A 26427-nucleotide genomic window follows, 5' to 3' on the forward strand; every position below is an offset into this window, starting at 1 on the left:
CTCAGCGACCGGCGGGCCGACCTACCGCTCACGCCTCGCCATGCGGACTCGGGGGGGACCTCGCGGAATTTGCGAGGGGTATCTCGAAGGCGCCGAGATGGAATTCGTCCGCGACGCCATCGCCGTCCTGGTTGTCTTGCGAGCTGTCTTGCGAACAGCCTGCATCGTGTGTCTTGGGCTGCCGCACCAGCGTGAAGGCGGCGTCCGGAAACTGCTCCCAAACGCGCAGATCTTCGGCGGTGACCGTGAGCCAGCCGAAGGTGAACATGTAACGGCCGGGCTGCGCAACGCGCCCAGCCTTCTGCCACGTGATCTTGTTGAGCACTGCCAAGCCTGCCCCTTAGCTCACGCCGACGCCACTTGAGCAACTGCACGCAACGTCACAGGCGACGGCGCCGCCGGACATTGCCGGCGGGACCATCGACTGCGCAAAGCAAATCTCAGCCGACCGGCAGCCGCCGTGTCGTGGTCGCCGCTTCCGCCGAATGCGCCGGCGTGCTTGCAGGATGCGTGACCGGCAATTGCAGCACCGTCACGCGCTGCCCTTCGCAGAGCAGGGTCACCAGCACATGGCTTCCATCCGGAAATTCGATCGCGTCGTGGTGACGATCCGGAACGTGCGTGTCGATGGTGTTGAACTTCCCGACACGGAAGTTGACCGTGCGGGTCCAGATCCAGCGGTTGTCATATCTGACGTTGTCGGCGAAGGCGAGCTCGGTGCCGGGCAGCATGCAGACCGCGACCGTTGGATCGCTCTCTGATGCAAAACCGCGGGTCGAGGTGCCGCGGAATGTCGTGGTGATCAGCGTTTCGCCGACCTGGGCGGGACGCGACGCCACGGCATGCAGGCTGTAGTCACACATCGGATTGCTCCTCGCTTTGAGATAGTCCAATTGCGATAGCCAACCCGCGCTCTCTCATCGAGGCGCAGGCCTCTATCAGAGTGGACGAAGCTCCTCAGGTTGTGAGGGCTTGTGGGCGATTATGCGGCCCGTTCGCGCGAAGTGCGATCACATCCGTTTGACTGTGTGCGATTGTTTTTCGGCAGGCGCGCTTCGCCTGCGCGCGAAGGATGTTGCCGGCAACACAACATCACATGCTGCCGGAATCATGTGTCCGGCAGGTGCCACACCAGCGATGCCTGCCTGCATGACGTCAGGCGCGCACCCAGCAAGATCGTTTGGCGCAACGGGCTCTTTGCGCTGACCCGTCCCCCTGAGGAGCGCGCCGATTTTCGCGCGTCTCGAAGGTGACGAGCCCGGCTCTCGCAGCGGAGCCGCTCATCCTTTGAGGCTCGCGTTTCGCGAGCACCTCAGGACGACGGATCGAGAGCGATGCCGCTTGCGCCAAACCGACCGTTACTTGCAGTCTAATACTTCCTGTACAGCCCGACCAGCTTCCCCTGGATCTTCACCCGGTTGGGCGGCAGGATGCGGACCTCGTAGGCGGTGTTCGCCGGTTCCAGCGCGATCGAGGCGCCGCGGCGACGGAAGCGCTTGAGCGTTGCTTCCTCGTCGTCGATCAGCGCCACCACGATGTCGCCGGTGTCGGCGGTCTCGTTGCGCTGGATCAGTGCCATGTCGCCGTCGAGGATGCCGGCATCGACCATGGAGTCGCCGCGCACTTCAAGCGCATAGTGCTCGCCGGAACCGAGCATGTCGGGCGGCACGCTGATGGTGTGGCTGCGGGTCTGCAGCGCCTCGATCGGTGTGCCGGCCGCGATGCGACCCATCACGGGAACCGCAATCGGCCGCTCGCCGTCGTCGGCTGTCGGCGGGCTGCTGCGGCCCTTGCCGAGATTGCCTTCGATGACGCTCGGGGTGAAGCCGCGGCGGCCGCCGGCGGGCGACAGTTCGGGCAGCTTGATCACTTCGATCGCGCGGGCGCGGTTGGGCAGACGGCGGATGAAGCCGCGCTCCTCGAGCGCCGTGATGAGGCGGTGGATGCCGGACTTCGAGCGCAGATCGAGCGCATCCTTCATCTCGTCGAAGGAGGGCGGAACGCCGGCCTCTTTCAGCCGCTCATTGATGAAACGCAGAAGTTCATACTGTTTGCGCGTAAGCATCGCGACCAATCCCCAGTTAGCTTGTCGTTCGATGACGAGATGCGGAGCCGACCCCCAGATACTCGAAACAAATCATGAACGTACACTATATGTACGATATGTGTTCTGCAACAGCTTAATTTCAGGTGAACGCGATTTGAGGGCGCGGCCGACGCCGTGGTCGAGCTTAGTCCCGGCATCGAGGCGGTCGCAAGGCATCAGGCCGAGCGATGCGGCGTGGAACGCGAGAAATAGCTGCGCCGCAGGCATTTCTGCAAGAGCGGATGTGCCGGTCACAGAGGCGTTCTGGTGCCCGCAGGTCGATCTCGCCAGCGCCAAGGCGTCGCTCAAGAGGCGCGAATGATTTTTCTTTGCGCGGCGCGGATGAGGTGTCTTCGGCCGCTCATACGCACAGCATCGGCCGCGAATCGTCTGAGTCGTGGTCCCGGCACTCCGGGGTGATGCGAAGCACCGAGCGCAGGTGCGCCGTTGCGCACCTGAAAATCCCGAGAGTCCGGGTTCGCGCTCGCGCGCGCCCTGGAATGACGGAGCAAGCTACTCTGGCAGCCGCAAAATCTCGCAAGCCGAGCCGGCCTTCGCTGCAGGGGCAAAGGGCGGACGTATCACGAGCCCCTGCGAGCGCGAGAGGTTGGCGAGCAGCGAGGAATCCTGGTGATTGACAGGATTTGCGACCAGCGTGCCATCGGCGCGCGCCTCGATGACGGCCCGCAAATAGTCCTCGCGCACGTCGTTTGCCGCGAGATTGCGCCCCAACACCGCCGTCTCGCGTCGGTGATGGATGAGGGTGTTGCCAAGGAGGGTGCGGATCAGCGGCACCACAAACAGATAGGTGCACACATAGGAGGAGACGGGATTGCCGGGCACGCCGACCACGCGCATGGAACCGAGCCTGCCGTGCATCATCGGCTTGCCCGGCCGCATCGCGATCTTCCAGAACGCTATCGCAACGCCCTCGGCGTCGAGCGCCTTCTTCACAAGGTCATGGTCGCCGACGGAGGCGCCGCCGGTGGTGACGAGGATGTCGGCTTTGACCTCGCGCGCAGCCCTGATGCCCGCGGTGGTGGCCGCCATCGTGTCGGCAGCGACCCCGAGGTCGATCGTCTCGGCGCCTTCGCGTCGCATCAATGCCCGCAGCGCATAGCCGTTGGAATAGACGATCTGGCCGGGTCCGGGCTCGTTGCCGGGCATGACGAGCTCATCGCCGGTTGCAAGCAGCGCGACCCTGGGTCGCCTGCGCACCGGCAGCTCCGGATAGTTCATGCTCGCGGCCAGCGACAGGTCGCGGTCGGTGAGGCGGTTGCCGGCTTTCAGGAGCACGTCGCCCTGGCGGAAATCGACCCCGGCGGGGCGGATGTGCCGCCCTGTGACGGCAGCTTCAGTGACGGTGATGGCATTGCCGTCGGCGACCGTATCCTCCTGGATCACCACCGCATCGGCGCCATCGGGAATGACGCCGCCGGTGAAGATGCGCGCCGCTTCGCCTGGCCCAATGGCGCGGCCGAACGGACGGCCAGCCGCGACCTCGCCGATCACCCTGAGTTTGGCATGCACCGCCGCGGCATCGGCGGCGCGCACTGCATATCCATCCATCGCCGACATCGCCTGCGGCGGCTGGGTACGCCGTGCCGCGACGTCGCGTGACAGCGTACGGTGGTGGGCAGCATCGAGTGCGGCCATCTCCTCATCGAGTGGCTCGCTGTCCTTCAAGATCGCGGCAAGCGCATCGGCAACCGGCATCAGGGCCAAGGGATCGAACTCCGCTTTCTATTGTCCCCGTCGGGACCGTCGGTTCGCGGCGTTCTAGCCGAGTAGGGACGGGGAGGCAAAGCCGGGCTTCTCTCCTCAGGACAGATCGTCTTTCGCGCGTCAAACGAAAGAGGGGCCGGATACGGCTTTTCAGGCCGGGATCTGGCCCTCGTCAGGTCGTGGGCTTAAGCTCGCTGGATGGACAAGTGGCTTGTCGCGCAACTTCCCATTTGGGGCATCCCGTTTCAGAACTGGATGGTGCTAGTCCTCGCGCTCGTCCTGGCCTCGGCCATGTTCGTGTGGCTGACGCGAAGGTAGAGACAAAGGGCGATCGGCCGCCACCTTTCATTCATCCCAGGCGATCTCGCGGCGCTGAGCCAGTGCTACTTAATCTGAGCTTCGACCGCCGCCTTGTCGATGACCGACCAGACGCGCACGATCCTGTCCTGCCGAAACTGGTAGAACACGTTCTCGGCAAAGGACACGTGCTTCCCGTTGATGTCGAGGCCGAGGAATCTCCCTTTTGGAGAACAGTCGAAGCCGAGCCGGCTCGCGACATAGGGCGCATCCGAAACCAGCAATTCAATCTCGAAATGAAGGTCCGGTATGTCGTGAAAGTCCTTCTCCAGCATTGCGCGATAGCCTGACAAGCCGATTTGCCGGCCGTTGTGGGACACATCCGCATCGACGAATTGTTCCAGACCCGGCCAGTCCCGCCTGTTCAGGCAGGCAATGTAGCTTCGATAGACGTCGGAGAGGTCTTTGGTCATGTCAAACACCCCGTGCTCCGACAGGACGCCACGTGGATGAAGGGATGTGCCTGATCGATCAAGGGCCGGCTTACAGACGCTACGGCCCCAACCCGGTCATGGGTCAGGGCCGTCCGGACGGTTGAGCCGCGGGCTGGCACGGCACGGCGATCAAACGCAGAAGGTTGCGATACGTTCCGGGCTGAAACGATAATTTTTTGAGGCCATGCTATCCGCTGCCAGCGAGCCGATAAATCGGTGACGGGATCAGGCAGGTTCCATCATTCAGGCGCGACATGAGCGGAGTATCGCTGGCAAGACCATTTAGATCTGCGCCATGAAGGTTTGGGAGACGCGCTTCAATTCGTCCGCGATGTACCGATGCTGGCCACCCTGGGCGCACGGGTCAGTCTCTTGCCCCAGGAGGCGATATACTTGCTGCTTTCAGGGCTGCCGGGCGTCACGCAGTGTCTGTCCAATTTGAAGGGGAGGCGGCTGCTCGGGCGGGGCGGCCGTTTGGAGGGTCACTGCCGCGCTCCTGCGCCTATCAATCCCACTAGCGGCATCAAGGGGCCGACCGGAATGTACTCGTAATCCATCAGATGCTCCTTTGAGAGCGGAAGAGTTTCCATGATCGCTTGCGCCTCCTCCCTGGTCTTCGCGTCGATGAAGAAGACGACGCCGTTACCATCGCCCCGCGAATACCACTGGCGGATTTTCCCATCGAGATAGAGCTTCACGGTTTCCCGAATCTCGGACGGCATGATGGCCATGATTTGTTGGCGGGTTACGCCCTGCTTGGCGGTCAGAATGACCATCACTTCGGTGGTTACAGGCAGCACCACCGCGGATGCGCCTGGGGCTTGCCCGGACTGTGATTGCGCAACGGCCGCTAGCGGAAGCGATGCAACGAGAAATGGGACTATGAGTTTCATCGGCTCACCTCGTTCAGTCTGTGCAGGTGCTCGCGCGTCCCTAGGCCTCGACGTCGGCGTCACTCCCGATTTGCAAGCCAGATTTAGGACCGCTTCCGGCGAGCGACTATTCGTTGTAATATTGACGGGCTATGAAGCAGAACTTCACAGTCAGACAAGGGGCCCTCGACGGAGTGGAGGCGTTCCTGAGCGTTGCCCAGCACCGCAGTTTTCGGCGGGCGGCCGCGGAACTCGGGGTGACCCCATCGGCGATCAGCCAGGCAGTGCGCGCACTCGAGGCGCGCATCGGCGCCGTGCTCTTCATACGCACCACTCGCAGTGTGGGGTTGACCGAGGCCGGCCAACGCTTCCTTTCGCGCGCAAAGCCCGCCTTCGAGGAACTCGTCGCCGCAAGCGAGGTCGCGCGAGACCTCGGACAGCGGCCGGCCGGGCTGTTGCGCCTCACGGTGCCGCGCGCGGTGGTGCCGATCCTGCTGGATCCGCTGATCGCATCCTTTTGCCAAGTCTATCCCGAGGTCGAGGTGGAGATCGCCGCAAGCCCGGACTCGGTCGATATCGCGGCCGAAGGATTTGACGCCGGCATCCGGCTCGGCCAGTTCATCGAGGCCGATATGATCGCGATGCGTCTGACGCCGTCGTTCCCGCTGGCTGTGGTCGGCAGCCCCGACTATCTGCGCCGGCGGCCGCGGCCGGAACGCATCGACGATCTGCGTCAACACGCCTGCCTGCGCCGGCGCCGCTCGAACGGGGCGATCGCGCCCTGGTCGTTCGTCAACGGCAACGAGGCAGTCGAAGTCATCGTTTCAGGGCCTTTTATCGCCAACGACATTCCCACAATGTTTGGCGCGGCCGTCGAAGGATTGGGCCTGGCCCAGGTGCCCGCGCCGGTCGCGGCCGATGCGGTGAAAGCGGGGAAACTCGTCAGCGTGTTGGAACCGTTCGCACCGATGGCGCCGGGTGTATTTCTCTACTATCCCGGCAACCGGCAAATGATGCCGAAGCTGCGTGCCTTCATCGATCACGTGAAGAGCCGCTCGGACTCCGCCAGCAAAATCGGAATTGAGATTGGCAACAAGCGAACCAGCCGGCGCAGCAGAGCCTGATGCTACAGGTGATCGGTCGAAAAGCGCAGAGAAGCTGCCGGCGGGAGCTGCGATGACCCGTATGGATACAGGCTCGGCCGTCAGCGAGGACTACAGCTCGCCGAATCCCGTTGCGCTCAGGCAACACTTCTTGGAAAAAATGGTAACCAGCAGATTTCGCCATTGCACGTCCAAATAGTGATCCGAAGATGAGCGGCGTCGCATGCTTGGCCGTGGAATCTCGCTCAGGTGAAACCTGTGAAGGCTCCGATCATGAACCCGCAGCGATTTGCGACCGTGGCTACCGCGCTCACGGTCGTCGTGGCGGGTTGTGCAGTCGCCTGGCTTGCTGACCTCGGTTCGGCCGGTGTCGATAACATCGGTGCAGCGCCAATCGTGGACCGCCGCGCACCGCCTCTTACCGCCGATGTCGACCCAGCGGACGCGCCGCAGGCAATAGCAACGGGCAAGGCTGGCGGCGCCAACACTGTTGTGGCCGCGGCCGCCGCCGTGCCGGAGACGACCACCAACACGACGGCGGCGCAGGATGAGCCGGAACCGATCGCCGAGGCAGCACCACCGACCGCTGCACCCACGCAGCCGCCGGATACACCGCCCGTGCAAGTCGCGACGGCGAGCACGAGTGATCCGTTGCCTATCGAGGCCAACAGGGCCGTTGGTTCCATCGAAATTCCCGACGCGTGCCAGGAAGGGGACGTTTGCATCGACCAATATCTGTGGGCGCTCTACCGACGGACGCCCAAGGAGGATACCATTAAGGTGAATGAGCAGCGGAAAGTGGTCGTCAAGAAGAAGGGTAAAAGGGTGACTGTCACCCAGAGCTTTACCAAGCTGCTCGATGAGGATTTCACCTGGAAGGATCCAAAGGCGGCAGAAAAAGCCGGCATGCCGATGATGGATTACGTGATCGGAGGCATGGATCGGAGCTTCAAGGTGAAGCTCTTTCATGCACTCCGCGCGGCAGACGAGGCCGGGCTGTCTCCGGGCATAACCAGCGCGTTCCGCGACAACTATCGTCAATCGCTCGCGAGCGGCCTGAAAGCGGCGACTGACAGATCGTATCATGGCGGCAGCTTTCGCGGCGGCTACGGCCACGGACTTGCAGCCGATGTCGTGAGCGTCAAGGGCGAGACAAGGGACCAGCGATATGGTTCCAGTGAAGCCCTCTGGAAGTGGATTGATGCACACGGGGAAGAATTTGGAATCGGGCGACCGTATCTTGATAGGGATCCGCCACATGTGGCACCGATCGACGGTACCGAATATGCCGCTCACCACCGCGGGACGGAAGCCCGACACGAGGGATCCAAAAAGCGCAGCCGGCTAGCTGTGCGGGACAGTCACAACGTCGGGAAACGCTCAAAAACCGCAAGATCATCGAAGCAAAGAACGATCTGACCCGATTCAAGCATTTCAATACCGCGCGGACACGATTGCAATTATTCGCGCTAACGTCTCGGCCGCCCTTGGCGTCGACTTCGGTAAGCTGAATGCGCAACGATGCCATTATCGTGCAAAAATACGGTGGCGCCTGTCTCGCAACGCCGGAAAAAATCCGCGCGGTCGCGAGCAACCTCGCCAATTTGTATGGGCGCGGTCATCGCATTGTAGCGATCGTTTCAGCGATGGGTAAGACCACCGACGAACTCGTTCGGATGGCCTATCAAGTGAGCCGACAACCCAGTCGCCGTGAACTCGACATGTTGTTAACCACCGGCGAGCGCATCAGCATGTCCTTGGTAAGCATGGCGCTGTCCGATTTCGGCGTGCCGGCAATAAGCTTTACCGGAAGTCAAGCCGGGGTGATGACCGACGAGTCCCACTCCTCCGCGCGGATTTTAGATGTGCGGCCCATTCGCGTACGCGAAGAACTCGATCGCGGGCGGATCGTGGTTTTAGCGGGCTTTCAGGGCGTGAATCCGGCGACCAAAGAAATTACCACGCTGGGGCGGGGCGGCAGCGACACCACTGCGGTCGCCATGGCTGCAGCGCTACAAGCCGAGTGCTGTGAGATTATCAAAGAGGTCGACGGAGTTTGCACGGCCGATCCGAACATCGTGGCAAACTCAAAACCCTTGCGACAGCTCGATTTTGCATCGTTATCCGAAATGTGTTTTTGGGGCGCGAAGGTTTTGCATTTCCGCAGTGTGGAGCTGGCACAGAGCCAGAATGTGCCCCTGGTCCTAAAAAAATGGGGCGGCACCGAACACAGCACGCAAGTGGTGAAAGAGGTTATGGGGATGGAAAACGGAAGAGTTTTAGCCGTCAATTCGCTGGCTCGCATTGAGCACGTGGAGATCGATTCGGCCGACCTCGGTCAGGGCTTTGAGAAATTCGCCCAGCATCTCAAGCAAAACGGCTTGTCTTGGCCGCAGCTCCTCGCCTCGGCTTTCACCGCCGGGACAACGCGGATTATGTTGACCTCCGATTCGGAGTCGCTCGACACTCTGCTGCGCACGCTGACAAGCAGTAAGGATCTGCGCAAACATCGTGAGACTTTAAGCTCGGTGAGCCTCACTTGCTTCGGTGGCGTTTCGACAGACCTGCCATTCAGGGCGATTCAGATTCTGCAAAATCACGCGATTATCGCCGACAAATATGTCTTGTCGCCGCATTCGGTAAGTCTATTTGTTCCCGTGGAGAGCCGCGAGGCCGCTGTCAAGGCTCTGCATTCGCTCATCTGATTGCTTTCTGCTCAAAATCATTGCGGCAGCTGAGCTGCGCGCCGCAGCCTTGACGCAAGCAGCGTACCCGATACTTTAACAAGGCGTCTCGGGACATAACCAAGTGAAGCGAGACTATTTCAGCCTTTCCCTCGTCCTCGCTGGCGCAAGCTTTCTCGGCTATATGTTGCTTTCAGTCAGAAACGAGCTACCGAAGATCGGCAAAATTGCTCTCCCAAGCCAGCGTGTCAGCGATCCGCAGGCTGTACTGCCTTTGATCCTGACGACGCTCGATCACAAGATTCATGTGGAGGGCGGTCTCATCCTCATCACGGAGGAATCCGGCATTAACGCCTATATGCTCCCGGTCTCATCTCCGTGGCTGGTGCAATGTGGCGCCGGAGTGTCGATCCAGCTCGGAGCCGCATCTCAAGGGATTGCTGGAAACGCGGTGGATGTAGGACTGTTCAATGGCCTTATCGACAAGAGCGCTTGCGCAGCAATCGCCCCTCGCGTAGCTGCCAGGTTGCAGGAGAAGCTCCGCAAATAGGCTCGACACAGCAGTTCGAGAAGATCCGCCTATTCCCGCGGTCTCCGGTCGCCTCACCGCGGGCGTTTGATCGCCGGTGAGAGGTGATCGGCCATTATCGTTTCGGTCAATTCGCGCGCGAAAAGGGACAGCATCAGACCCACCATCGGCACCGCGGGAATCAGATACCGCACGACGTCAAGGGTGTGGGCGGCGGCAGCGGGGACTATCGAAGCCGCCCACATCGCGATCACGATACCCGCGCGCGTCGCGAAGTTGGACCGCCGCGCAGCCGTCACTGTCCAAAATACGATGGCGATCACGAAGACGGTGGATAACGCCCTGAACAGATATGCGGAGACGCTTGGGAAATCGGACAGTAGCCCGATCTGAACTGGTCCGCCTCGCAGGTCGATCAACCGAGACGCCCAGCCATGCCGGGTCAGAATATCGGACACGTGCGGCACGTCATCGGTCGACACCGGGATGACAGGGGCAAGTCCGTAAGGTGGCCATGCGACGGACGCGCCGTAGGCCATCTGACGGACGAACTTGCCCGCGTAGGCCAGCGGCCTGTCACGCACGGCCGTGAGGAAGATGCGCCAATAGGCTGCGGTCGCGCCGACATTCCCGTTATCCCCGGCGACATCTCGATCCAATGCGGCGTCGAACAGACACGCGTCGCCGAAGAACCCGAGCACCGGCCAGCGACCCGGCTCCGCGGCGAAGTCAGCGGTAAGCCGTGCCATCGCGGCGTCGGCGCGGTCGCCGGCCACCAAGGCGAGCTCGCGCCGCGCTGCATCGCTTCCAAGGACAATATTCAGGTGATTGCAGAACAGTGTTTTGGACACGAACACCGCCGAGGCTTGGTCGGAATTGGAGGCCCCGAACCGGGAGCCGGCGGCGAGAAGCGCGAACGCCGCGGCGACGGAGATGGCAATCACGGTAACGCGCACCGGTGTGTCTCGCCCGACGATTCCGGCGGCCAGCAGGACAGCAGCTATTGGGATCAGGAGTCCCTGCGATCTGAGGCACGCCGCAACCGCCGCGCACAGGATAGCCGTCGCGACCAGCCAGCACCGCGCCGTCTTGCCGACGCAGGTCGCAACGAGCAATCCGGCCACCGCGAGATTAAGGAAGACAGCAAAGAGAAGCTCTGCGGTAAGAACGTTCCGGAACAGGAGCAGTCCCGGATATGTCGCCACGAGGATTATCGGCACGAGCCCACCGGCATTGCGTGTCACCACCTGGGCCGTTGCTGCAATCGCAAGCATTAGAACGGCCCACGCAGCCTGCTGCAGGTACACAATCGTCCGCAGGCCACCTCCGAACGCGAACGTCACGGCCAAAAAAGTCGGATAACCCGGATCCCGCCCACCGGCTACTGTCGGCCTGCCGGTTTCAAGCGTCCGAAACGCAGATTCCACAAAGGGGGGCGTGTCGCCCCAGACGACCGGAACCGCTGGTCTGAACGATACGACGATCGCGACCAGCAGCGCGGCCCACGCCAGTATGGCCCATGGGGACCTGACGCCGCCCAAGGAGGCGGGGCGCCCCGTCATGCAAGTGGGAGCTTCGCGGTCGGACCGCACGATCGCCGTCCCTACGGGATTGAGTTCAAATGCCGTCCAAGCTCCAGGCTAGACTAGAATGCTCGACAAGACCATCGGTACGCACCGGAGTGCTTTCAATTGCCGATGTCGCCGAGGCCAAGCGTATCGAAGACCTGAAGCCACAACAAACTGTCCCGCCGCCAGGCAGCAATTGAACTGTCCGGATATCGGCATTTCAGAGACAGAGCGGCTCGACAGCTCGCGAACCAGCCATGGAAGAGCCCTCGAGCCGGACGCGCAGGGATCGCGAACCGGAGGCGTCCGCCTGCTCAAGGCTCACACGTACAGGTCATGGTGTGAAGCGCGATACGGGTCGCCCAACGATCTGAGCGCGTAGGACGCGCGTGCTCTTTCTTATTGGGATTAATGCATGCAGCTGAGCACAAAGCTGATCCGCTCGACAAGCCCGAGGTTCTTCGCGATTGCTTCTTTGCGACAACTCTCAAGCTTATCCATCTGCAGGTCGACCTTTTGCGCCAGGCTGAGGCCGACACCGCCCGATACTTCCGGCGTTGCCACCTCGGCCGGAGCTTTCCCCGCATCGGCCGACGGTCCGTCGCCGGCGGCCCGTGCGGTTTCCTGTAGGCGCTTGATGTCGTCGGCGCTCAATTTCGGCCGATCGATATTCAGTGTGATCTTCTCCAGCTTGCCAGTGAATGTAAACGGCGTGCTGTAGTCATCGTCGTTGACGGGCGTACCCGTGTCGGAACCGATGTCGAGTGCTTCGTCCCACTGCAGGATAAAGGGAATCGTATGCTCCATCTTCTCGGTTGCGACAGTGTTGCCGTCGACCTTCAGCACGCCGGTCCCACTGGCGCCAATGCCGCTGAAGTTGCCGAACGCCATGGTCGCGGGTCCAAGACCGTCATATTTGAAGTCAAACTCGAGTTGGTGCTTGCCGGGTGCGAGCTCAGGCCCCTCCCAGCGCACACGTTTCAGATCGACCAGATTCCAGGTGAACACCGGTTTGCTCTTGACGAGATAAAACCCGTAGCCACCGAAGCGTCCGCCCTGCGTGATCAGCATGCCTTCGGCGCCGCCTTGCGGAATTTCGACGTCCGCCTTGAAATTGTAGGAGGCGTTGAGAATGCTCGGCGCATCGCCGTTCGGCGTGCCGGTCATCGGTCGGGTCCAGGTGAAGGACGTGCGGCCTGCACTGAGGCTCGGCCGCGGCGCAATGATGCGCGTCACGACGGACGAATCGAGCGGAAGGACCTGGTATTTTTCCGCCTCCTTCAGGAACAGCGCCTGTAGCTCCTTCAGTTTGTCCGGATATTTCGCCGCGACGTCATCCGACTGGGTCCAGTCACTGCCGAGATCATATAGCTCCCACGGGTAATCGAACGGATCCGGCAGCTTGGCGACCGTCACCCACGGGGCCCGCAGCACCTTGGTGCTGGCAATCCAGCCGTCGTGATAGATCGCGCGATCGGCGAACATCTCGAAATACTGCGTCGTATGTGTCGAGGGTGCATTGGCATTCTTCGCGTCGAACGTGTACATCATGCTGACGCCCTCAATCGGGCTTTGCGGAATGCCGTCGACCACCTTTGGCTGCTGGATGTGGGCTGCTTCCAGGATGGTTGGCACCACGTCAATGACGTGGTGAAATTGGCTGCGGATGCCGCCCATGTCTTTGATGACGGCAGGCCACGAGATCGCCATTCCCTGCCGCGTTCCTCCAAAATGGGATGCGATCTGCTTGGTCCAGGAAAACGGGGTGTCGAATGCCCAGGCCCAACCGATCGACATGTGGTTGTAAGTGCGGTCCGTACCCCATAGGTCGTAGAAATACTTTAGCTGCGTTTCTACAGACGGATTGGCCTGGTTGAACATTGCGACTTCATTGGGCGTGCCGTTCGGCTGGCCCTCGGCGCTGGTACCGTTGTCGCCTTCGATATAGATGATCAGCGTGTTGTCGAGTTTTCCCATATCCTCGACTGCCTGGATCACGCGACCGATCTCATGATCGGCATAGGCAGCGTAGGCCGCGAACACCTCCGCTTGCCGGATGAAAAGCTTCTTTTCATCGTCCGTGAGTTTGTCCCAGCTCTTGATGAGATCATCCGGCCAGGGTGTCAGCTTGGCCGTCTGCGGGATGACCCCGAGGCGCTTCTGATTTGCGAAGATCTGGTCACGCAGCTTATTCCAGCCCTGATCGAACAGATGCATGTCGCTGATCTTCTTGACCCATTCGGGAGTCGGATGATGCGGCGCATGCGTTGCGCCTGGCGCGAACTTGATCAAGAACGGCGTGTCGGGGGAGAGTGCATTGATGCGATTCATGTATTCGATCGCATCATCCGCCATTGCGGTCATGAGATTCCAGCCGGGCTTTCCCTCATAGGGGTAGATCGGCGTGGTGTTGCGAACGAGATTCCCCGGCTCCCACTGGTTGGTGTCGCCGCCCATGAAGCCGTAGAAGTATTCGAAGCCCATGCCGGTCGGCCACTGGTCGAACGGACCGGCCTGGCTCGCCTGGTATTCCGGCGTGTTGTGGTTCTTGCCGAACCATGCGGTGTGGTAGCCGTTGTCCGTCAGGATACGGCCGATCGTCGCCTTATCCTTGGTGATGATGCTGTCGTAGCCCGGATATCCGGTCGCTTGCTCCGCGATGACACCGTAGCCAACGGAATGATGATTGCGACCGGTGATCAACGCTGCTCGAGTCGGCGAACATAACGCAGTCGAATGGAAATTCGTATAGCGCAAGCCATTGTTGGCAATGCGATCAAGCGCCGGTGTCGGAATAACGCCGCCGAACGTGCTTGCCACGCCATATCCGGCATCATCAGTAATTATCAGCAAAACATTCGGCGCGCCTTTCGGTGGCACGATGCGCGCCGGCCAAAATGGCCTGGAATCCTTGGCGTCGCGCTCGATCTTGCCCTCAAATTTCTGCGGCGCCGGCGGGAGCTGATCGCCGGGAATGGTAGTCGTTGCGGCCGGTGAACCGGGGGGTGGCGTAGCCTGTTGCGTCTGCTGCGCCATCGCGGACGACGTCAAGGCTGAGGCCAACAGCAGTGCCGCAACGAATTCGCGAACGGTCATCAGACCCTCCCTCGGATGGGCACCGGCTTTGCAACGGATAATGTGAGAGACTCCTTCGGGCCGCTATTGATTTAAATCAATACGGCTCGCTACCGCTTTCTCTGCCAGACGTTGAGCGAATAGGAGCCCGCTCAAAGCGATTGCAGTTTCTCCATGACCGCCCCTCGCTCAATGGTCGAAGAAGCTGTTGTTGAAATTCTGCGTTACGTGCCCGTCGCGCGCTCGCGCAAATTTCTTTTGCGCGGGGAGCCTCGGGTGCGTGCGGCCACCCGGCCTTCCCTGCACCCTCGCTGAGGGTGAAGATATGCGCGGCTCGGGCGAATTCGGTCGCGAGAATGCGAAGTGACGTCTCGGCCGTCATTGCGAGAAGCGTCAACGACGAAACAATTCAGAGCTATTTGCTTCGGGACGACGAGGCAGTATGGCGTCAGATCCCCAACGCCGTTAGCGCATCCGCAATATCCGCCGGCGACTTCACCTGCACCGCATGAATGCCGACGGCGCGGGCGCCTTCGACATTATCGGCGACGTCATCGAAGAACACGATGCGCGAGGCGGGGACGCCGATCGCCTTCACGACATGATCGTAGGCGGCTGCATCGGGTTTGCGCAGGCCGATGCTGGAGGACAAAAACACCTCGCGGAAATGCTTGAGCACGTCGGCATAGGCAGACGAGAAATATTCGACATGCGGCCGGTTGGTGTTGGAGAAGGCGTAAAGCGGCAGATGCTTGCCCGCGCGTGCGAGCTGGTTGGCGATATCCGGCATTTCGCCTGCGAAGATGGCGTTCCAGCCTTCCAGGAACTGCGCATCCGAAATGCTGATGCCAAGCGAAGTGCGCAGCGCCGCGAAATATTCGGCGTCGCTCAGTTTGCCGGTCTCATGGTGCCGATAAGAGTCGTCTGGCGCAAAGCGCGTGGCAAGATCGGAGACCGCGCAGCCGGCGTGGCCGGCCCAGCAGGCGAACGCCTTGCCGAAGTCGATATTGATCACGACGCGGCCGAGATCGAACAGGAGCGCATCGGCGGCGCCGGGCGAGAGGCGGGCAACAGGGCGGGCAAGGGTCATGACGGCTCGTCTAGGAGACTGGCGAATGCCCGCCCTTATAGCTCAATAGCGATACGGTTCGATGTCGAGCAGCGGGTACGCGCTGAACACGCTGGGCGCATTGGCCGCGATGGCCGCATGCAGGTAGGACTTGTTGAGCTCGGCAAAAGACGTGACGCCGAGCAGGCCGAGGGTGCGGATCACCTCGTCCTCCAGCAGTTCCAGCATGCGCAGCACGCCTGCCTCGCCGGCAGCCGCCAGCGCCCAGCATTGCAGGCGGCCGATGCCGACGATGTCCGCGCCGAGCGCAATCGCCTTCACCACGTCCGAGCCGCGGCAGAAGCCGCCATCGACCATGATTTTCGCGCGGCCCTTCACCGCGTCCACGATCTCCGGCAGCACATGCATGGCGCCGCGGCCGTGATCGAGCTGGCGGCCGCCATGGTTGGAAACGTAGATCCACTCGACGCCGTGATCGATCGCGATCTGCGCATCCTCGGCTGTGGCGATGCCCTTGATGATCAGCGGGATCTTGTACTTGTCCTTGATCAGCTTCACCGTCTTCCAGTTCAGCGCCTTCTGGTAATCGCCGCCGGTGGAGCGCAGCCGGCTCTCGCGCACATAACGCTTGGCGATGTCGCGCTCTCGGCGGCTGTAATGCGCGGTGTCGACGGTCAGGCAGAACGCGGTGTAGCGGTTGGCGATGCTGCGGCTGACGATATCCTCGACAAAGGCGTCGTCGCCGCGGACATAGAGCTGAAAGATGCGCAGCGCATCGGGCGCGGCCTCGGCGACCTTCTCAAGGCCCGGCTCGGAGACCGAGCTCAGCATATGCGCAGCACCAAACCGGCCGGCCGCCCTGGTGACCGCGGCGGCGGCTACATTGGGCTCGAAGATTTCCAGCGCACCGACCGGCGCCATCATCACCGGCAGCCGCATCTTGCGGCCGAATCTCTCCACCGACGCATCGACCCTGGAGACATCACGCAGCACCCGCGGCCGGAAGGCGATCTCGTCCAGCGCCATCCGGTTACGGCGCAGCGTGGTCTCGGTCTCCGCAGCGCCAATAATGTAGTCCCACGCATTCTGGTTGAGATTGGCGCGGGCCTTGCCGATGAACTCGTGCAGGTTCTGGAAGGGTTCGTTGCTCGCCCCGAGCTCGACATTCCGGGTTGGCGGCTGCGGGGTCGCGTCGTTCATGAATTTCCTCCCGGATTTGTGCTGCATGCTTGTACCTCTCGCGTATCGCGTCGGGAGGCTTCGTGCCATCCCAATTTTGCATGGCTTGCGCGCGAAGCCGGGCGTAAGGTTCTTGCGGGCTTGCAGCTGACTCAGAAAAGCGCCGCGACGGGGCCTCCAAGAGACCGCAAGGAGACTTGATGACCGAGCCACTCTTGTTCACGCCGCTGTCGATCCGGGACGTCACCTTGCGGAACCGGGTGGTGGTGCCGCCGATGCATCAATATTCGGCCGTGAAGGGCTTCCCGACCGACTGGCACACGGTCAATGCCGGCAAGTTCGCAGCCGGCGGCGCGGGGCTCGTGATCGTCGAATCGACCAAGGTCGAACGGCGCGGTTGCGGTACGATCGGCGATCTCGGCATCTGGGACGACGCGTTCGTGGTGCCGCTCAAGCGGATCACCGACTTCATCAAGCAGCAGAACGCAGTGCCGGGCATCCAGCTCGGCCATTCCGGGCGCAAGGCGCGCGCCTCCCGGCCATGGGAAGGCGGTGGCCCGCTGCGGCACACGCCGGAGATCGAAGCAGAGGTTACGGATTGGGACGCATGGACGCCGGTCGCGCCCAGCGCCATCGCCCATAGCGACAAATGGCCGGTGCCGCGGGCGCTGGAACGGGGCGAGGTCAAGGATCTGGTGCAGGCGTGGGGCGAGGCGGCGCGGCGCGCTCATGCAGCCGGGTTCGAGGTGCTGGAGTTGCACGGCGCGCACGGATACCTCGTACACGAGTTCCTCTCGGAGCTGTCCAACCAGCGCACCGACGAATATGGCGGCTCGGAACCGAACCGGATGCGCTTCCTGATCGAGGTGACGGAGGCCGTCCGCGCCCGCTGGCCGGAAACCAAGCCGTTGTTCGTCCGGTTGTCGGTGGAGGATCACGCCGGCTGGGGGCCGGAGAGCAGCGCGCGCCTTGCCAAGATCCTCAAAGCCAGGGGCGTCGACGTCATCGATTGCTCCTCGGGGGGGATTACCGACCAGGCGCCGATTCTCGGCAACGAGATCAAATACAGCTACCAGGTACCGCTGTCGGACCATGTCCGGAAGCATGCCGACATCATGACCATGGCGGTCGGCCTAATCATCCATGGCGACCAGGCCGAGGAAATCTTACAAAATGGAAAGGCGGATCTGATCGCCGTCGGGCGGGAAATCCTCAACAATCCCAATTGGGCGATGGATGCTGCCCTGAAATTGGGCGATGGAAGCGTGTTCCGGAACGTGCCCCCGCAATTCGGCTATTGGCTGGGGGTGCGGGCACGGCGCGGCTTTGGCACAAAACCGTCAACTTGGCAGATCGGCCTTGAAGAAACCAGAAAGGTATTGTGAGGATCGAACTTCGATCATATTTGATCCCACCGGGCGGCACAGGATCAGCTCAAGCGCGGAAGGCGGCGGCGGCAATGCGGAAGAATTGGCTTTTCTTGATGGGTTCTCTGACCGGCGTATGCGTGACCCTGCTGGTGACGGGTCCGCAGAGCGCGCACCTAATCGCGCGTGCGACGGCGGCCGGCTCGGACACCTATTCGCAGCTCAACCTGTTCGGCGAGGTCTTTGAGCGCGTGCGCGCGGACTATGTCGAGAAGCCCGACGACTCCAAGCTGGTCGAGGGTGCGATCAACGGCATGGTCACCGCGCTCGATCCGCATTCGCGCTACATGAACGACAAGGCCTGGCGCGAGATGCAGGAGACCACGTCCGGCGAGTTCGGCGGGCTCGGCATCGAGGTCACGATGGAAGACGGCCTGGTCAAGGTCGTAGCGCCAATCGACGACACGCCGGCAGCGCGCGCGGGGCTTCTGTCCGGCGACTTCATTGCGCAAATCGACGGCGAGCAGGTGCAGGGCCTGACGCTGGAGCAGGCTGTCAACAAGATGAAGGGCGCGGCCGATACCAAGACCAAGCTCACCATCATCCGCAAGGGCAAGGAGGCGCCGTTCGACGTCTCCATCACCCGCGAGATCATCCGCGTGAAGCCGGTGCGCTACCACACCGAGGGCGGCGATATCGGCTATATCCGCATCACCTCTTTCAACGAACAGACCACCGACGGCCTGCATAAGGCGATCAGTGATATCGAGAAGCAGATCCCGGCCGAAAAGCTCGCCGGTTTTGTGGTCGACCTGCGCAACAATCCGGGCGGCCTGCTCGACCAGGCCGTTTCGGTGTCAAGCTCGTTCATGAAATATGGCGAGGTGGTGTCCACCCGCGGCCGCAATCCGGAGGAAACCCAGCGCTTCACCGCGCGCGGTGGCGACCTCATCAAGAACAAGCCGCTGGTGGTACTGATCAATGGCGGCTCGGCCTCGGCGTCGGAAATCGTCGCCGGCGCCCTGCATGATCACAAGCGCGCGACCCTGATCGGCACGCGCTCCTTCGGGAAGGGCTCGGTGCAGACCATCATTCCGCTCGGCGCCGGCAATGGCGCGCTGGCCCTGACCACGGCGCGCTACTTCACGCCGTCGGGGCACTCGATTCAGGCCCAGGGCATCACGCCCGACATTGAAGTTTTGCAGAGCGTGCCGGATGAGCTGAAAGGCCGCACCGACACCAAGGGCGAAGCCTCGATGCGTGGGCATCTGTCGGCCGAAGGCAAGGAGCAGTCCGGCTCGCAGTCCTACGTGCCGCCGGATGAGAAGGACGACAAGGCATTGCACGCGGCCTACGACCTGCTGCGCGGCGTCACCGTCAATGCCGATGCGCCCGCCGCCGCCAAGGCGGTGCCAAACTAGCCGGCTCGGAACGGGCCAGGAGAGGCTATATACAGAGGCTATATAAGTGAGATCAAAGGGCGGCCTTGCGGCCGCCCTTGTTGTTGCTGCAACGCGCCGCCTCCGGAATAGGTGGCGACCCTGCCGAGTCACTGCTGGAACAGCGGCCCGGCGCTGCGCCCGGCCGATCTCGAGCTTAGGGCCACGATGGCTGCGGCGACGATATTGGTCGCCGCGCTGGCGATGATCGGCAGCTCGTAGCTGTGGCTGAGATCGAAGGCGAAGCCCGCAGCGCTCGGGCCGATCAGCGTGCCGAAGGCGACGCTGGTATAGAGCACGCCGATGATGCCGCTGACGTTGCGTCCACCGAAATAATCCATCACCACGGACGGTAGCACGGCAACCCAGCCGCCATAGAAGATGCCATAGATGAATGCAAAGCCCGCCAGCGACCACAGGTGGTCGGAGACGGCCCAGAGCACGAGTGACACCGCCATTCCTGCGAACATCAGAAGCAGCGAGCGCTCGCGGCCCATGCGATCGGCGATACCGCCCAGGAAAAAGCGGCCGGCGGTGCTTCCGATGCCGATCACGCCCAACAGCAGCGTCGCCTGTGCTGTGGCGATGCCGTGATCGCGCGCGAATGGCACGAGGTGGACGAAGGGCACGAACACGCCAAACGAGCAGATCAGGCAGGCCGCATAGAGGCCGACGAAACGGCCGGAGCGGACGGCCTCGCGAACGCTGGAGCCTTCGCCGCTGGCGCCTCCGCCTTGAGGCGGCTGAGCCTCGCCATCAGGGTAAAGCCCGCGAGTCCGCAGATCGTTGTCGGCAAGCAGCGCCATCCCTCCGCCGAGCACGAGTGCAAACGCACCGAGCGCGAGGTAAGCGCCGCGCCAGCCGACGCCGGCAATCAGCAACGAGGCCACCGGTGGCATCACCAGCGTGCCGACCCCAATGCCACTGACGGCAAGGCCTGAGGCAAAGCCGCGACGTCGCACGAACCAGCGCTGAACCGCGCCGATCGCCGGAACATAGGCGCAGCCGACACCAAGTCCTACGCCCAGGCTATAGGCCGCATAAACCTCGAGAAGGCTGCGGGCGACGCTTGCCAATGCGAGCCCGACGCCGAGCAGAACCATGCCGGTCACCACAAGCGGTCGCGCGCCGAAGCGGTCGGCAAGGGGACCGCTGATGATGCCGAGCCCGAAATAGAGAAAGCCGGCAAGAGAGAAGACCAACGACACCGAGCCGCGCGAGGCGCCGAAATCATGCTGGAGCTGCTCGAGAAACGCGCTGAAAGTATAGGCGCAGCCGAAGCCGATGAAAGTAATCGCGAATGCGGCGGCGACCACAAGCCAGCCGTAGAAGATGCGGGGGGCCTCTGTCGCTTGCCCAGGCATGACGACCTCCATTTTTTAGCGACACTTCTAAAGATATTATAATGGTGTCTATTGTCGTCAACCGGTAAAGGTGATTAAATGGTGTTGCATGTCGAAAGAGTCGCGCAAGTTCCAGGTCCCCGACGCGCTGGCGAATCTGTACGATTTCGCCAACACGCTCGATCTCAGGCATTTCACCCATCACGGGGTGGCGCATCCGCAAGGGGATGAGTTGAAGGCTCCGCAGGATCTCGCATCCTGGATGGCTGCGCGCGGGATGCTGCAGGCGGATACGAAAATCACGCCTGCGATGTTCGATACGGCGGTGGGCTTTCGCAGGGCCTTGCGCGATTATCTGCAGCATGACCCGCCAAGCCGGCGCCAGCGCAGCGTCGCGCGCGCGTTGAACGAGGCCATTGCGGCGTTTCCTCTGGTTGCCGAGCTCGGCGGCACGGGCAAGGCGCTGCTGCGCCCTGCGCGCAATGATGCGCTGGCGGGAATTTCAACGCTGGTCGCTGACCTCTACGACGGGATGCAGAGTGGTTCGCTTGACCGGCTCAAGATGTGTGCGGCTGAGGAGTGTCGGCGGCTATTCTTCGACCGATCGAAACCCGCGACGCGGCGCTGGTGCATGTCGTCGCTGTGCGGCAACCGCATCAAGACCAGGGCTTACCGCGCGCGACAACGCGCCACACAGTGACGACGGGTTCCAGCATCGGAATAGGAAAAATTGCCGGCTTCATACGGCTGTGCTGGAAACTTGTTTTTCGCTGCCGATCATCGCTGTCATCAACGGAATCGCGACCAAGCTCATCAGCTAGCTCACGTCGGTCAACGCCTCGCTGCGTTGAGCGGCGTTCACTGCATCCTCCTTTGGGGATGGCGTGTCCGCTTCGGAGCGACGCCGACGGTCTCATTGTTGGACCATTGTCCCGAGCTTTGTCCGCCGTAGCGCCGGTAGTTGGGGTCCGTATAGGGATTGCCGGGACCCTTGTTCTGGCAGTTCGCGCCTGGATAGAAAAACGCGCAATAGGCGGGTTCGGACATCGCCTGTTGCGCCTGTGCAGGCATCAGGACGGAGGTCGAGAGTACCGCAAGCGCGCCGAGTGGCCTGAGCAGCGACATGACGTCATCTCCGTGATGGAAAAGTGCCGAGCGCCTGCGAGAACAACACCGCACATGCGATCTTCTTCCGATCAATCGGTGGGAAATCCTGAGGCCGCGGTGAAGTCAGGCTCGGTAATGGCCGGACTTGCCCCCGATCTTCTCCACGAGATGGATGCCTTCGATGTGGACGCCGCGTTCGACGGCCTTGATCATGTCGTAGATCGTCAGACACGCGACAGATACCGCCGTCAGCGCCTCCATCTCGACGCCGGTCGGCCCGGTCACCTTGACGCTGGCGCGCACAAGACAGCCGGGCAGGGCGGCGTCGGGGGCAATGTCGACGGTGACTTTCGAGAGCGTTAGCGGATGGCATAGCGGAATAAGCTCCGCCGTTCGCTTCGCGGCCATGATCCCGGCTATCCGCGCGGTGCCCAGAACGTCGCCCTTCTTGGCGTTGCCCGAGACGATCAAGTCCAGCGTCGACTGGCTCATGACGACACGACCTTCCGCCACGGCCTGCCGTTCGGTAGCCGGCTTTTCCGACACGTCGACCATGCGCGCCTCACCGGCGGCGTCGATATGGGTGAGGGCGGGCAATGGCGAGGCTTTGCGGGTCATCACTGAGTTCCGGTCGTAACCGCCGGCGCACGCGCGAGCAGCGCCTGCGTTGCCGTCGTCACATCGGCCTGCCGCATCAGGCTTTCGCCGACCAGGAAGGTCGAGATGCCGACGCGGGCGAGCCGCGCCATGTCGGCAGGCGTGAATACGCCGCTCTCGCCGACGATCACGCGGTCGTTCGGAATCAACGGCGCCAGCGCCTCGCTGGTCCCCAATGTCGTCTCGAAGGTGCGCAGGTTGCGATTGTTGATTCCGATCATCGGCGAGCGGAGCCTGAGTGCGCGCTCGAGCTCGTTCCGGTCATGGATCTCGATCAGCACGTCCATGCCATGGGCGAGCGCCGCAGCTTCGAGGTCGCGCGCCGCGCCATCGACGAGAGCGGCCATGATGATCAGGATACAGTCGGCCCCATGCGCACGGGCTTCCGCCACTTGATAGGGGTCGAACATGAAATCCTTGCGCAGCACTGGCAGGTTGGTAGCCGCGCGCGCGGCCACCATGAAATCCAGATGGCCCTGGAACGACGGTGTATCCGTCAGCACCGACAGGCAGGCCGCGCCGCCGGCCTCATAGGCCTTGGCGAGCGACGGCGGATCGAAGTCGGCGCGGATGAGGCCCTTGGAAGGGGAGGCCTTCTTGATTTCAGCGATCAAAGCATAATCGCCGGCCGCTGTTTTCCTGCGGATGGCGCTGAGAAAGCCGCGAGGGGGCGGAGCGCTTCGTGCGCGTGCCTCGACTTCGGAAAGTGGTAGTGCGCGCCTGGCGCTCGCGATCTCCTCGCGCTTATAGGCTTCGATCTTGGTCAGGATATCGGACATCGCGATGCCTCGGCTCAGCTGTTGGAGACCGCGACCAGGTGCTTCAGCCGCGCCGCCGCTGCCCCACTGTCGAGCGACTTCTTGCCGATCTCGACGCCTTCCTTGAGAGTTTTGGCACGGCTGGCCACGACCAGGGCCGCCGCTGCATTCAACAGCGCGACATCACGGTAGGGGCTTGGCTTGCCGTCGAGCACGCTTTGCAGCGCCACCGCATTGGCGTCGGCATCGCCGCCCTTTAAACCCTCGCTGCCGCAACGGGTGAGACCGGCTTGTTCCGGCGTGACCTCGAAGGTTCGGATATCACCGTTCTCCAGTGCCGCAACAAAGGTCGGGCCGGTCAGCGTGATCTCGTCCAGGCCATCGGAGCCGTGCACCACCCAGACGGATTCAGAGCCGAGGTTTTGCAGCACCTGCGCCAAAGGCTGCACCCATTGCCGCGAGAACACTCCAACCATCTGCCGCCTCACCCCGGCCGGATTGGACAAGGGTCCCAGCAGGTTGAAAATGGTACGGGTGGCGAGCTCGACCCGGGTCGGGCCGACATTCTTCATGGCGGGGTGGTGCGCGGGCGCGAACATGAAGCCGATCCCGGCTTCGTGCACGCAGCGGCCGACGTCTTCCGGCTTAAGGTCGATCTTCACCCCGAGCGATGCAAGCACGTCGGCTGCCCCCGAGCGGGAGGAGAGGGCGCGATTGCCGTGCTTGGCAACGGGGATGCCGGTACCGGCGACGATGAAAGCGGCGCAGGTCGAGACGTTGACCGAGCCAGAGCCGTCACCGCCGGTGCCGACGATGTCGATGGCCTCGGCCGGGGCGGTGACACCAAGCATCTTGCCGCGCATCGCCGAAACCGCACCGGTGATTTCCTCCACCGTTTCGCCGCGCACCCGCAGTGCCATCAGCAAGCCGCCCATCTGCGATGGCGTAGCCTCGCCCGACATCATGCTGTCAAAAGCGCTAGCGGCTTCCTTGCGAGTCAGGGTGGCGCCGGTGGCGACTTTGCCAATAATCGATTTAAAGTCGTCCATCGCGTAACTCAAACATGACCTAGTTGTTGCTGCTGGCGCCGGTCGCCTGGGCGAAGGCTTCCTCGTTGACCTTGGTGCCGATGTCCTTCTCCAGCTTGGTGACGTAAGCTGCAAGCTGCTCGTCGCCCAAGCTGCGCTGCAGGGTGTCCTTCAGCTTCTTGATCTCGTCAGAGGCGAAATCGACCGGTGGCACCGTGATGTCGGTGACGCGGAACACCACCCATTCGCTATCACTGTTACCTGTCGCCTGGCCAACGCCGTCCTTGGCGGTCTTGAAGACCGCCGCGACCACGTTGGAGGGCAGGCCGGCGGCCGAGCCGCCGCGCGTCAATCCGCTGGCCGTCTCTACCTTCACACTCAGGCTTGTCGCTTCGTCGGCGAGGTTGCCCGCCTGGCCGAGCTTCTGCACGAGCTCGGCCGCCTTGGTGCGCAGCCGGCTTGCGACCTGATCCTCGCGCCAGCGCGCCTCGACCTGGTCTTTCACCTCGTCGAGGCTACGGTCGCGTGGCGGGGTAATGCCGAGCACGTCGTACCAGACATAGCCGCCGTGGTAGGAGATCGGCTCGTTGTCGACGCCGACATCGCTGCTAAAAGCCTGGGCAACGACGTTGAGGCCTTGTGGGACGTTGGCTGGCTGGCCATTGGGCTGGTTGCCCGAGCGATCGACCGCGTCGATCGTGGTTGCGGTTAGCCCGAGTTTCTGGGCCGCCTCGGTCACGCTCGCGCCGCCGCCGCGCTCGTCCTCGAACTTGTCACGCAGGCTCGCAACCTGGTCGCGTGCGCGGGCGGTTGCGATCTCCCGCTTGATCTGAGGCGCGAGGCTCTCATAGCTCGGCTGCTCGGCCGGCTGGATCTTGCCGACCATGATCAGCGCCACGCCGAATTGACCCTGCACCGGCTGGCTGACCTCGCCCGAAGGCAACGAGAAAGCGGCGTCCGCAAAGGCGGGATCAAGAATGCCGGATTTGCTCACCAGGCCAAGATCGACATCGGCAGGAGCGAGCTTGCGCTCCTTGACGAGGTCGTCGAACGGTGTGCCCGAGGCAATGCGGGAGCGGGCGGCCGTCGCCTCGTCCATGTTCGGGAACACCATCTGTGACACTTCCCGCTTCTCCGGTGTTCCCAGGTGCTCCTTGCGCTGGTCAAAGAGCTTCCTGGCATCCTCGTCGGAGACATCAGACCATTTGCTGATTTCTTCCGGCGTCAGCACGACGAAAACGATCTTGCGATACTCGGGCGCCCGGAATTGCGCCTTGTGCTTGTCGAAAAAGTCGGCCAGCGCCTCCGGCGACGGCGGATCGATGGTGCCGGCCTGTGCGGCACCGAGCTTGATGTACTCGATCGTGCGCTGCTCATTCTGGAAACGGGTCGTTGCTTCCAGGAGTGTCTTCGATGGTTCGAGGCCGGCCGAGAGGGTGCCCGCGAGCTGGCGCCGCAACGATACGCGCCGCTGATCGGCGATATACCGCGCTTCGGTGAAGCCGAACTGGCGGATCATGTACTGGAAGCGCTGCGGATCGAATTTTCCGCCGACGCCCTTGAAGTTCGGATCCGACAGGATCACGCGCATGGTCTCGGCATCGGACTGTCCGAGCCCGAGCCGGCGCACCTCCTCATCCAGGGCAGCTTCCGCAAGCGTCTGCTCCAGCAGCTGGCGGTCGAAGCCGAACGCGCGGGCCTGCTCCTGGGTCAGCGGACGGCCGAACTGACGCCCAAGCTGCTGCAGCCGGTCGGTGTAGAGCTGGCGGAATTCGTTGACCGAGATTTCGGTGCTGCCCACCGTGGCGAGCGTTGATTGCCCAAAGCCCCTGAAGATGTCGGCAATGCCCCAAATGCCAAAACTGACGATCAGCGCCCCCATCGCGACCGTCATAATGGTTTTGCCGAGCCAGTTTGATGAGGCCTTACGCAATCCTCGAAGCATGAGATCCAACTTGTCTTAAAGGGGAACCGGTGGCCCCGCTTATAGCGGATGCTGCAAAAGGGCGTCACCGAATTGATGAGGCATAATAAAGACGTGAGGCGG

At 62.4% G+C, this 26427-nt stretch carries 23 protein-coding genes; 7 read left to right on the top strand and 16 right to left on the bottom strand.

Going from position 1 to position 26427, the window contains the following annotated elements; genetic code table 11:
- Positions 1-28: 28 nt before the first annotated feature.
- From A3AI_RS0128010 to A3AI_RS43530, 6 genes are all read right to left on the bottom strand, one after another.
- The gene (locus A3AI_RS0128010; protein WP_051382516.1) at positions 29-325 is read right to left on the bottom strand and encodes a hypothetical protein; all 297 of its coding nucleotides are present in this window, start codon (positions 323-325) and stop codon (positions 29-31) included.
- Positions 326-440: 115 nt separating this feature from the next.
- Entirely contained in the window at positions 441-863 is a 423-nt protein-coding gene (locus tag A3AI_RS0128015; RefSeq protein WP_024518764.1) for a hypothetical protein, read from the bottom strand.
- Between the two features lie 506 nt (positions 864-1369).
- A complete protein-coding gene (lexA, locus tag A3AI_RS0128020) occupies positions 1370-2065 on the bottom strand; it encodes a transcriptional repressor LexA (protein WP_024518765.1) in 696 nt (231 codons plus the stop codon).
- A gap of 534 nt (positions 2066-2599) precedes the next feature.
- Positions 2600-3811 carry a molybdopterin molybdotransferase MoeA gene (locus A3AI_RS0128025; protein ID WP_024518766.1) on the bottom strand — a complete coding sequence of 404 codons (1212 nt, stop codon included), beginning with the start codon at positions 3809-3811 and terminating at the stop codon, positions 2600-2602.
- A 383-nt stretch (positions 3812-4194) separates the two neighbouring features.
- On the bottom strand, positions 4195-4581 hold the full coding sequence (locus A3AI_RS0128035) for an ester cyclase (RefSeq protein WP_024518767.1): 387 nt from the start codon (positions 4579-4581) through the stop codon (positions 4195-4197).
- 503 nt (positions 4582-5084) lie between these two features.
- Positions 5085-5405, bottom strand: coding sequence for a hypothetical protein (locus tag A3AI_RS43530; protein ID WP_245286962.1), 321 nt, complete (start codon positions 5403-5405; stop codon positions 5085-5087).
- Between the two features lie 221 nt (positions 5406-5626).
- Here A3AI_RS43530 and A3AI_RS0128045 point away from each other — a divergent pair, with 221 nt between their 5' ends.
- From A3AI_RS0128045 to A3AI_RS0128060, 4 genes are all read left to right on the top strand, one after another.
- Entirely contained in the window at positions 5627-6598 is a 972-nt protein-coding gene (locus A3AI_RS0128045) for a LysR family transcriptional regulator (protein ID WP_024518769.1), read from the top strand.
- Positions 6599-6835: 237 nt separating this feature from the next.
- Entirely contained in the window at positions 6836-7996 is a 1161-nt protein-coding gene (locus A3AI_RS0128050) for a M15 family metallopeptidase domain-containing protein (protein WP_245286963.1), read from the top strand.
- A 92-nt stretch (positions 7997-8088) separates the two neighbouring features.
- Positions 8089-9282: an aspartate kinase gene (locus A3AI_RS0128055; protein ID WP_024518771.1), complete on the top strand. Its 1194-nt coding sequence runs from the start codon at positions 8089-8091 to the stop codon at positions 9280-9282.
- 103 nt (positions 9283-9385) lie between these two features.
- Positions 9386-9811 (top strand): hypothetical protein, encoded by a 426-nt coding sequence (locus A3AI_RS0128060; RefSeq protein WP_024518772.1) that lies wholly within the window; start codon positions 9386-9388, stop codon positions 9809-9811.
- Between the two features lie 53 nt (positions 9812-9864).
- Here the strand turns inward: A3AI_RS0128060 and A3AI_RS0128065 are convergent, their stop codons facing one another.
- The 4 genes from A3AI_RS0128065 to A3AI_RS0128080 form a co-directional block, all read right to left on the bottom strand.
- Positions 9865-11064, bottom strand: coding sequence for a hypothetical protein (locus A3AI_RS0128065; protein ID WP_024518773.1), 1200 nt, complete (start codon positions 11062-11064; stop codon positions 9865-9867).
- Positions 11065-11766: 702 nt separating this feature from the next.
- Positions 11767-14454 carry an arylsulfatase gene (locus tag A3AI_RS0128070; protein WP_036049835.1) on the bottom strand — a complete coding sequence of 896 codons (2688 nt, stop codon included), beginning with the start codon at positions 14452-14454 and terminating at the stop codon, positions 11767-11769.
- Positions 14455-14881: 427 nt separating this feature from the next.
- Positions 14882-15523 carry an HAD-IA family hydrolase gene (locus A3AI_RS0128075; RefSeq protein WP_024518775.1) on the bottom strand — a complete coding sequence of 214 codons (642 nt, stop codon included), beginning with the start codon at positions 15521-15523 and terminating at the stop codon, positions 14882-14884.
- Between the two features lie 42 nt (positions 15524-15565).
- Positions 15566-16702: an alpha-hydroxy acid oxidase gene (locus A3AI_RS0128080; protein ID WP_024518776.1), complete on the bottom strand. Its 1137-nt coding sequence runs from the start codon at positions 16700-16702 to the stop codon at positions 15566-15568.
- 179 nt (positions 16703-16881) lie between these two features.
- Between A3AI_RS0128080 and A3AI_RS0128085 the strand changes: the two genes are divergently transcribed.
- Together A3AI_RS0128085 and A3AI_RS0128090 are read left to right on the top strand one after the other, a co-directional pair.
- Positions 16882-18066 (top strand): NADH:flavin oxidoreductase/NADH oxidase, encoded by a 1185-nt coding sequence (locus A3AI_RS0128085; protein WP_024518777.1) that lies wholly within the window; start codon positions 16882-16884, stop codon positions 18064-18066.
- A gap of 74 nt (positions 18067-18140) precedes the next feature.
- Positions 18141-19469: a S41 family peptidase gene (locus A3AI_RS0128090; protein ID WP_024518778.1), complete on the top strand. Its 1329-nt coding sequence runs from the start codon at positions 18141-18143 to the stop codon at positions 19467-19469.
- Between the two features lie 128 nt (positions 19470-19597).
- On the opposite strand, the gene A3AI_RS0128095 is transcribed toward A3AI_RS0128090, so the two are convergent.
- Complete coding sequence (locus A3AI_RS0128095; protein ID WP_024518779.1) at positions 19598-20851, bottom strand: MCT family MFS transporter; 1254 nt, start codon at positions 20849-20851, stop codon at positions 19598-19600.
- An 88-nt stretch (positions 20852-20939) separates the two neighbouring features.
- On the opposite strand from A3AI_RS0128095, the gene A3AI_RS0128100 reads away from it, so the two are divergent.
- Positions 20940-21530: a CGNR zinc finger domain-containing protein gene (locus tag A3AI_RS0128100; protein WP_024518780.1), complete on the top strand. Its 591-nt coding sequence runs from the start codon at positions 20940-20942 to the stop codon at positions 21528-21530.
- Positions 21531-21688: 158 nt separating this feature from the next.
- Here A3AI_RS0128100 and A3AI_RS43535 read toward each other — a convergent pair whose 3' ends face one another.
- The 5 genes from A3AI_RS43535 to A3AI_RS0128125 form a co-directional block, all read right to left on the bottom strand.
- Complete coding sequence (locus A3AI_RS43535) at positions 21689-21955, bottom strand: hypothetical protein (RefSeq protein ID WP_024518781.1); 267 nt, start codon at positions 21953-21955, stop codon at positions 21689-21691.
- A 105-nt stretch (positions 21956-22060) separates the two neighbouring features.
- Positions 22061-22555: a cyclic pyranopterin monophosphate synthase MoaC gene (moaC, locus tag A3AI_RS0128110; RefSeq protein ID WP_024518782.1), complete on the bottom strand. Its 495-nt coding sequence runs from the start codon at positions 22553-22555 to the stop codon at positions 22061-22063.
- Positions 22555-23373 carry an indole-3-glycerol phosphate synthase TrpC gene (gene trpC / locus A3AI_RS0128115; protein ID WP_024518783.1) on the bottom strand — a complete coding sequence of 273 codons (819 nt, stop codon included), beginning with the start codon at positions 23371-23373 and terminating at the stop codon, positions 22555-22557. Before trpC ends, moaC begins: the two co-directional genes overlap by 1 nt.
- A 14-nt stretch (positions 23374-23387) precedes the next feature.
- Positions 23388-24401 carry an anthranilate phosphoribosyltransferase gene (gene trpD / locus A3AI_RS0128120; protein WP_024518784.1) on the bottom strand — a complete coding sequence of 338 codons (1014 nt, stop codon included), beginning with the start codon at positions 24399-24401 and terminating at the stop codon, positions 23388-23390.
- Between the two features lie 19 nt (positions 24402-24420).
- Complete coding sequence (locus A3AI_RS0128125) at positions 24421-26325, bottom strand: peptidyl-prolyl cis-trans isomerase (RefSeq protein ID WP_024518785.1); 1905 nt, start codon at positions 26323-26325, stop codon at positions 24421-24423.
- Positions 26326-26427 lie beyond the last annotated feature (102 nt).

The organism is Bradyrhizobium sp. Tv2a-2 (assembly GCF_000472425.1).
Taxonomy (GTDB): domain Bacteria; phylum Pseudomonadota; class Alphaproteobacteria; order Rhizobiales; family Xanthobacteraceae; genus Bradyrhizobium.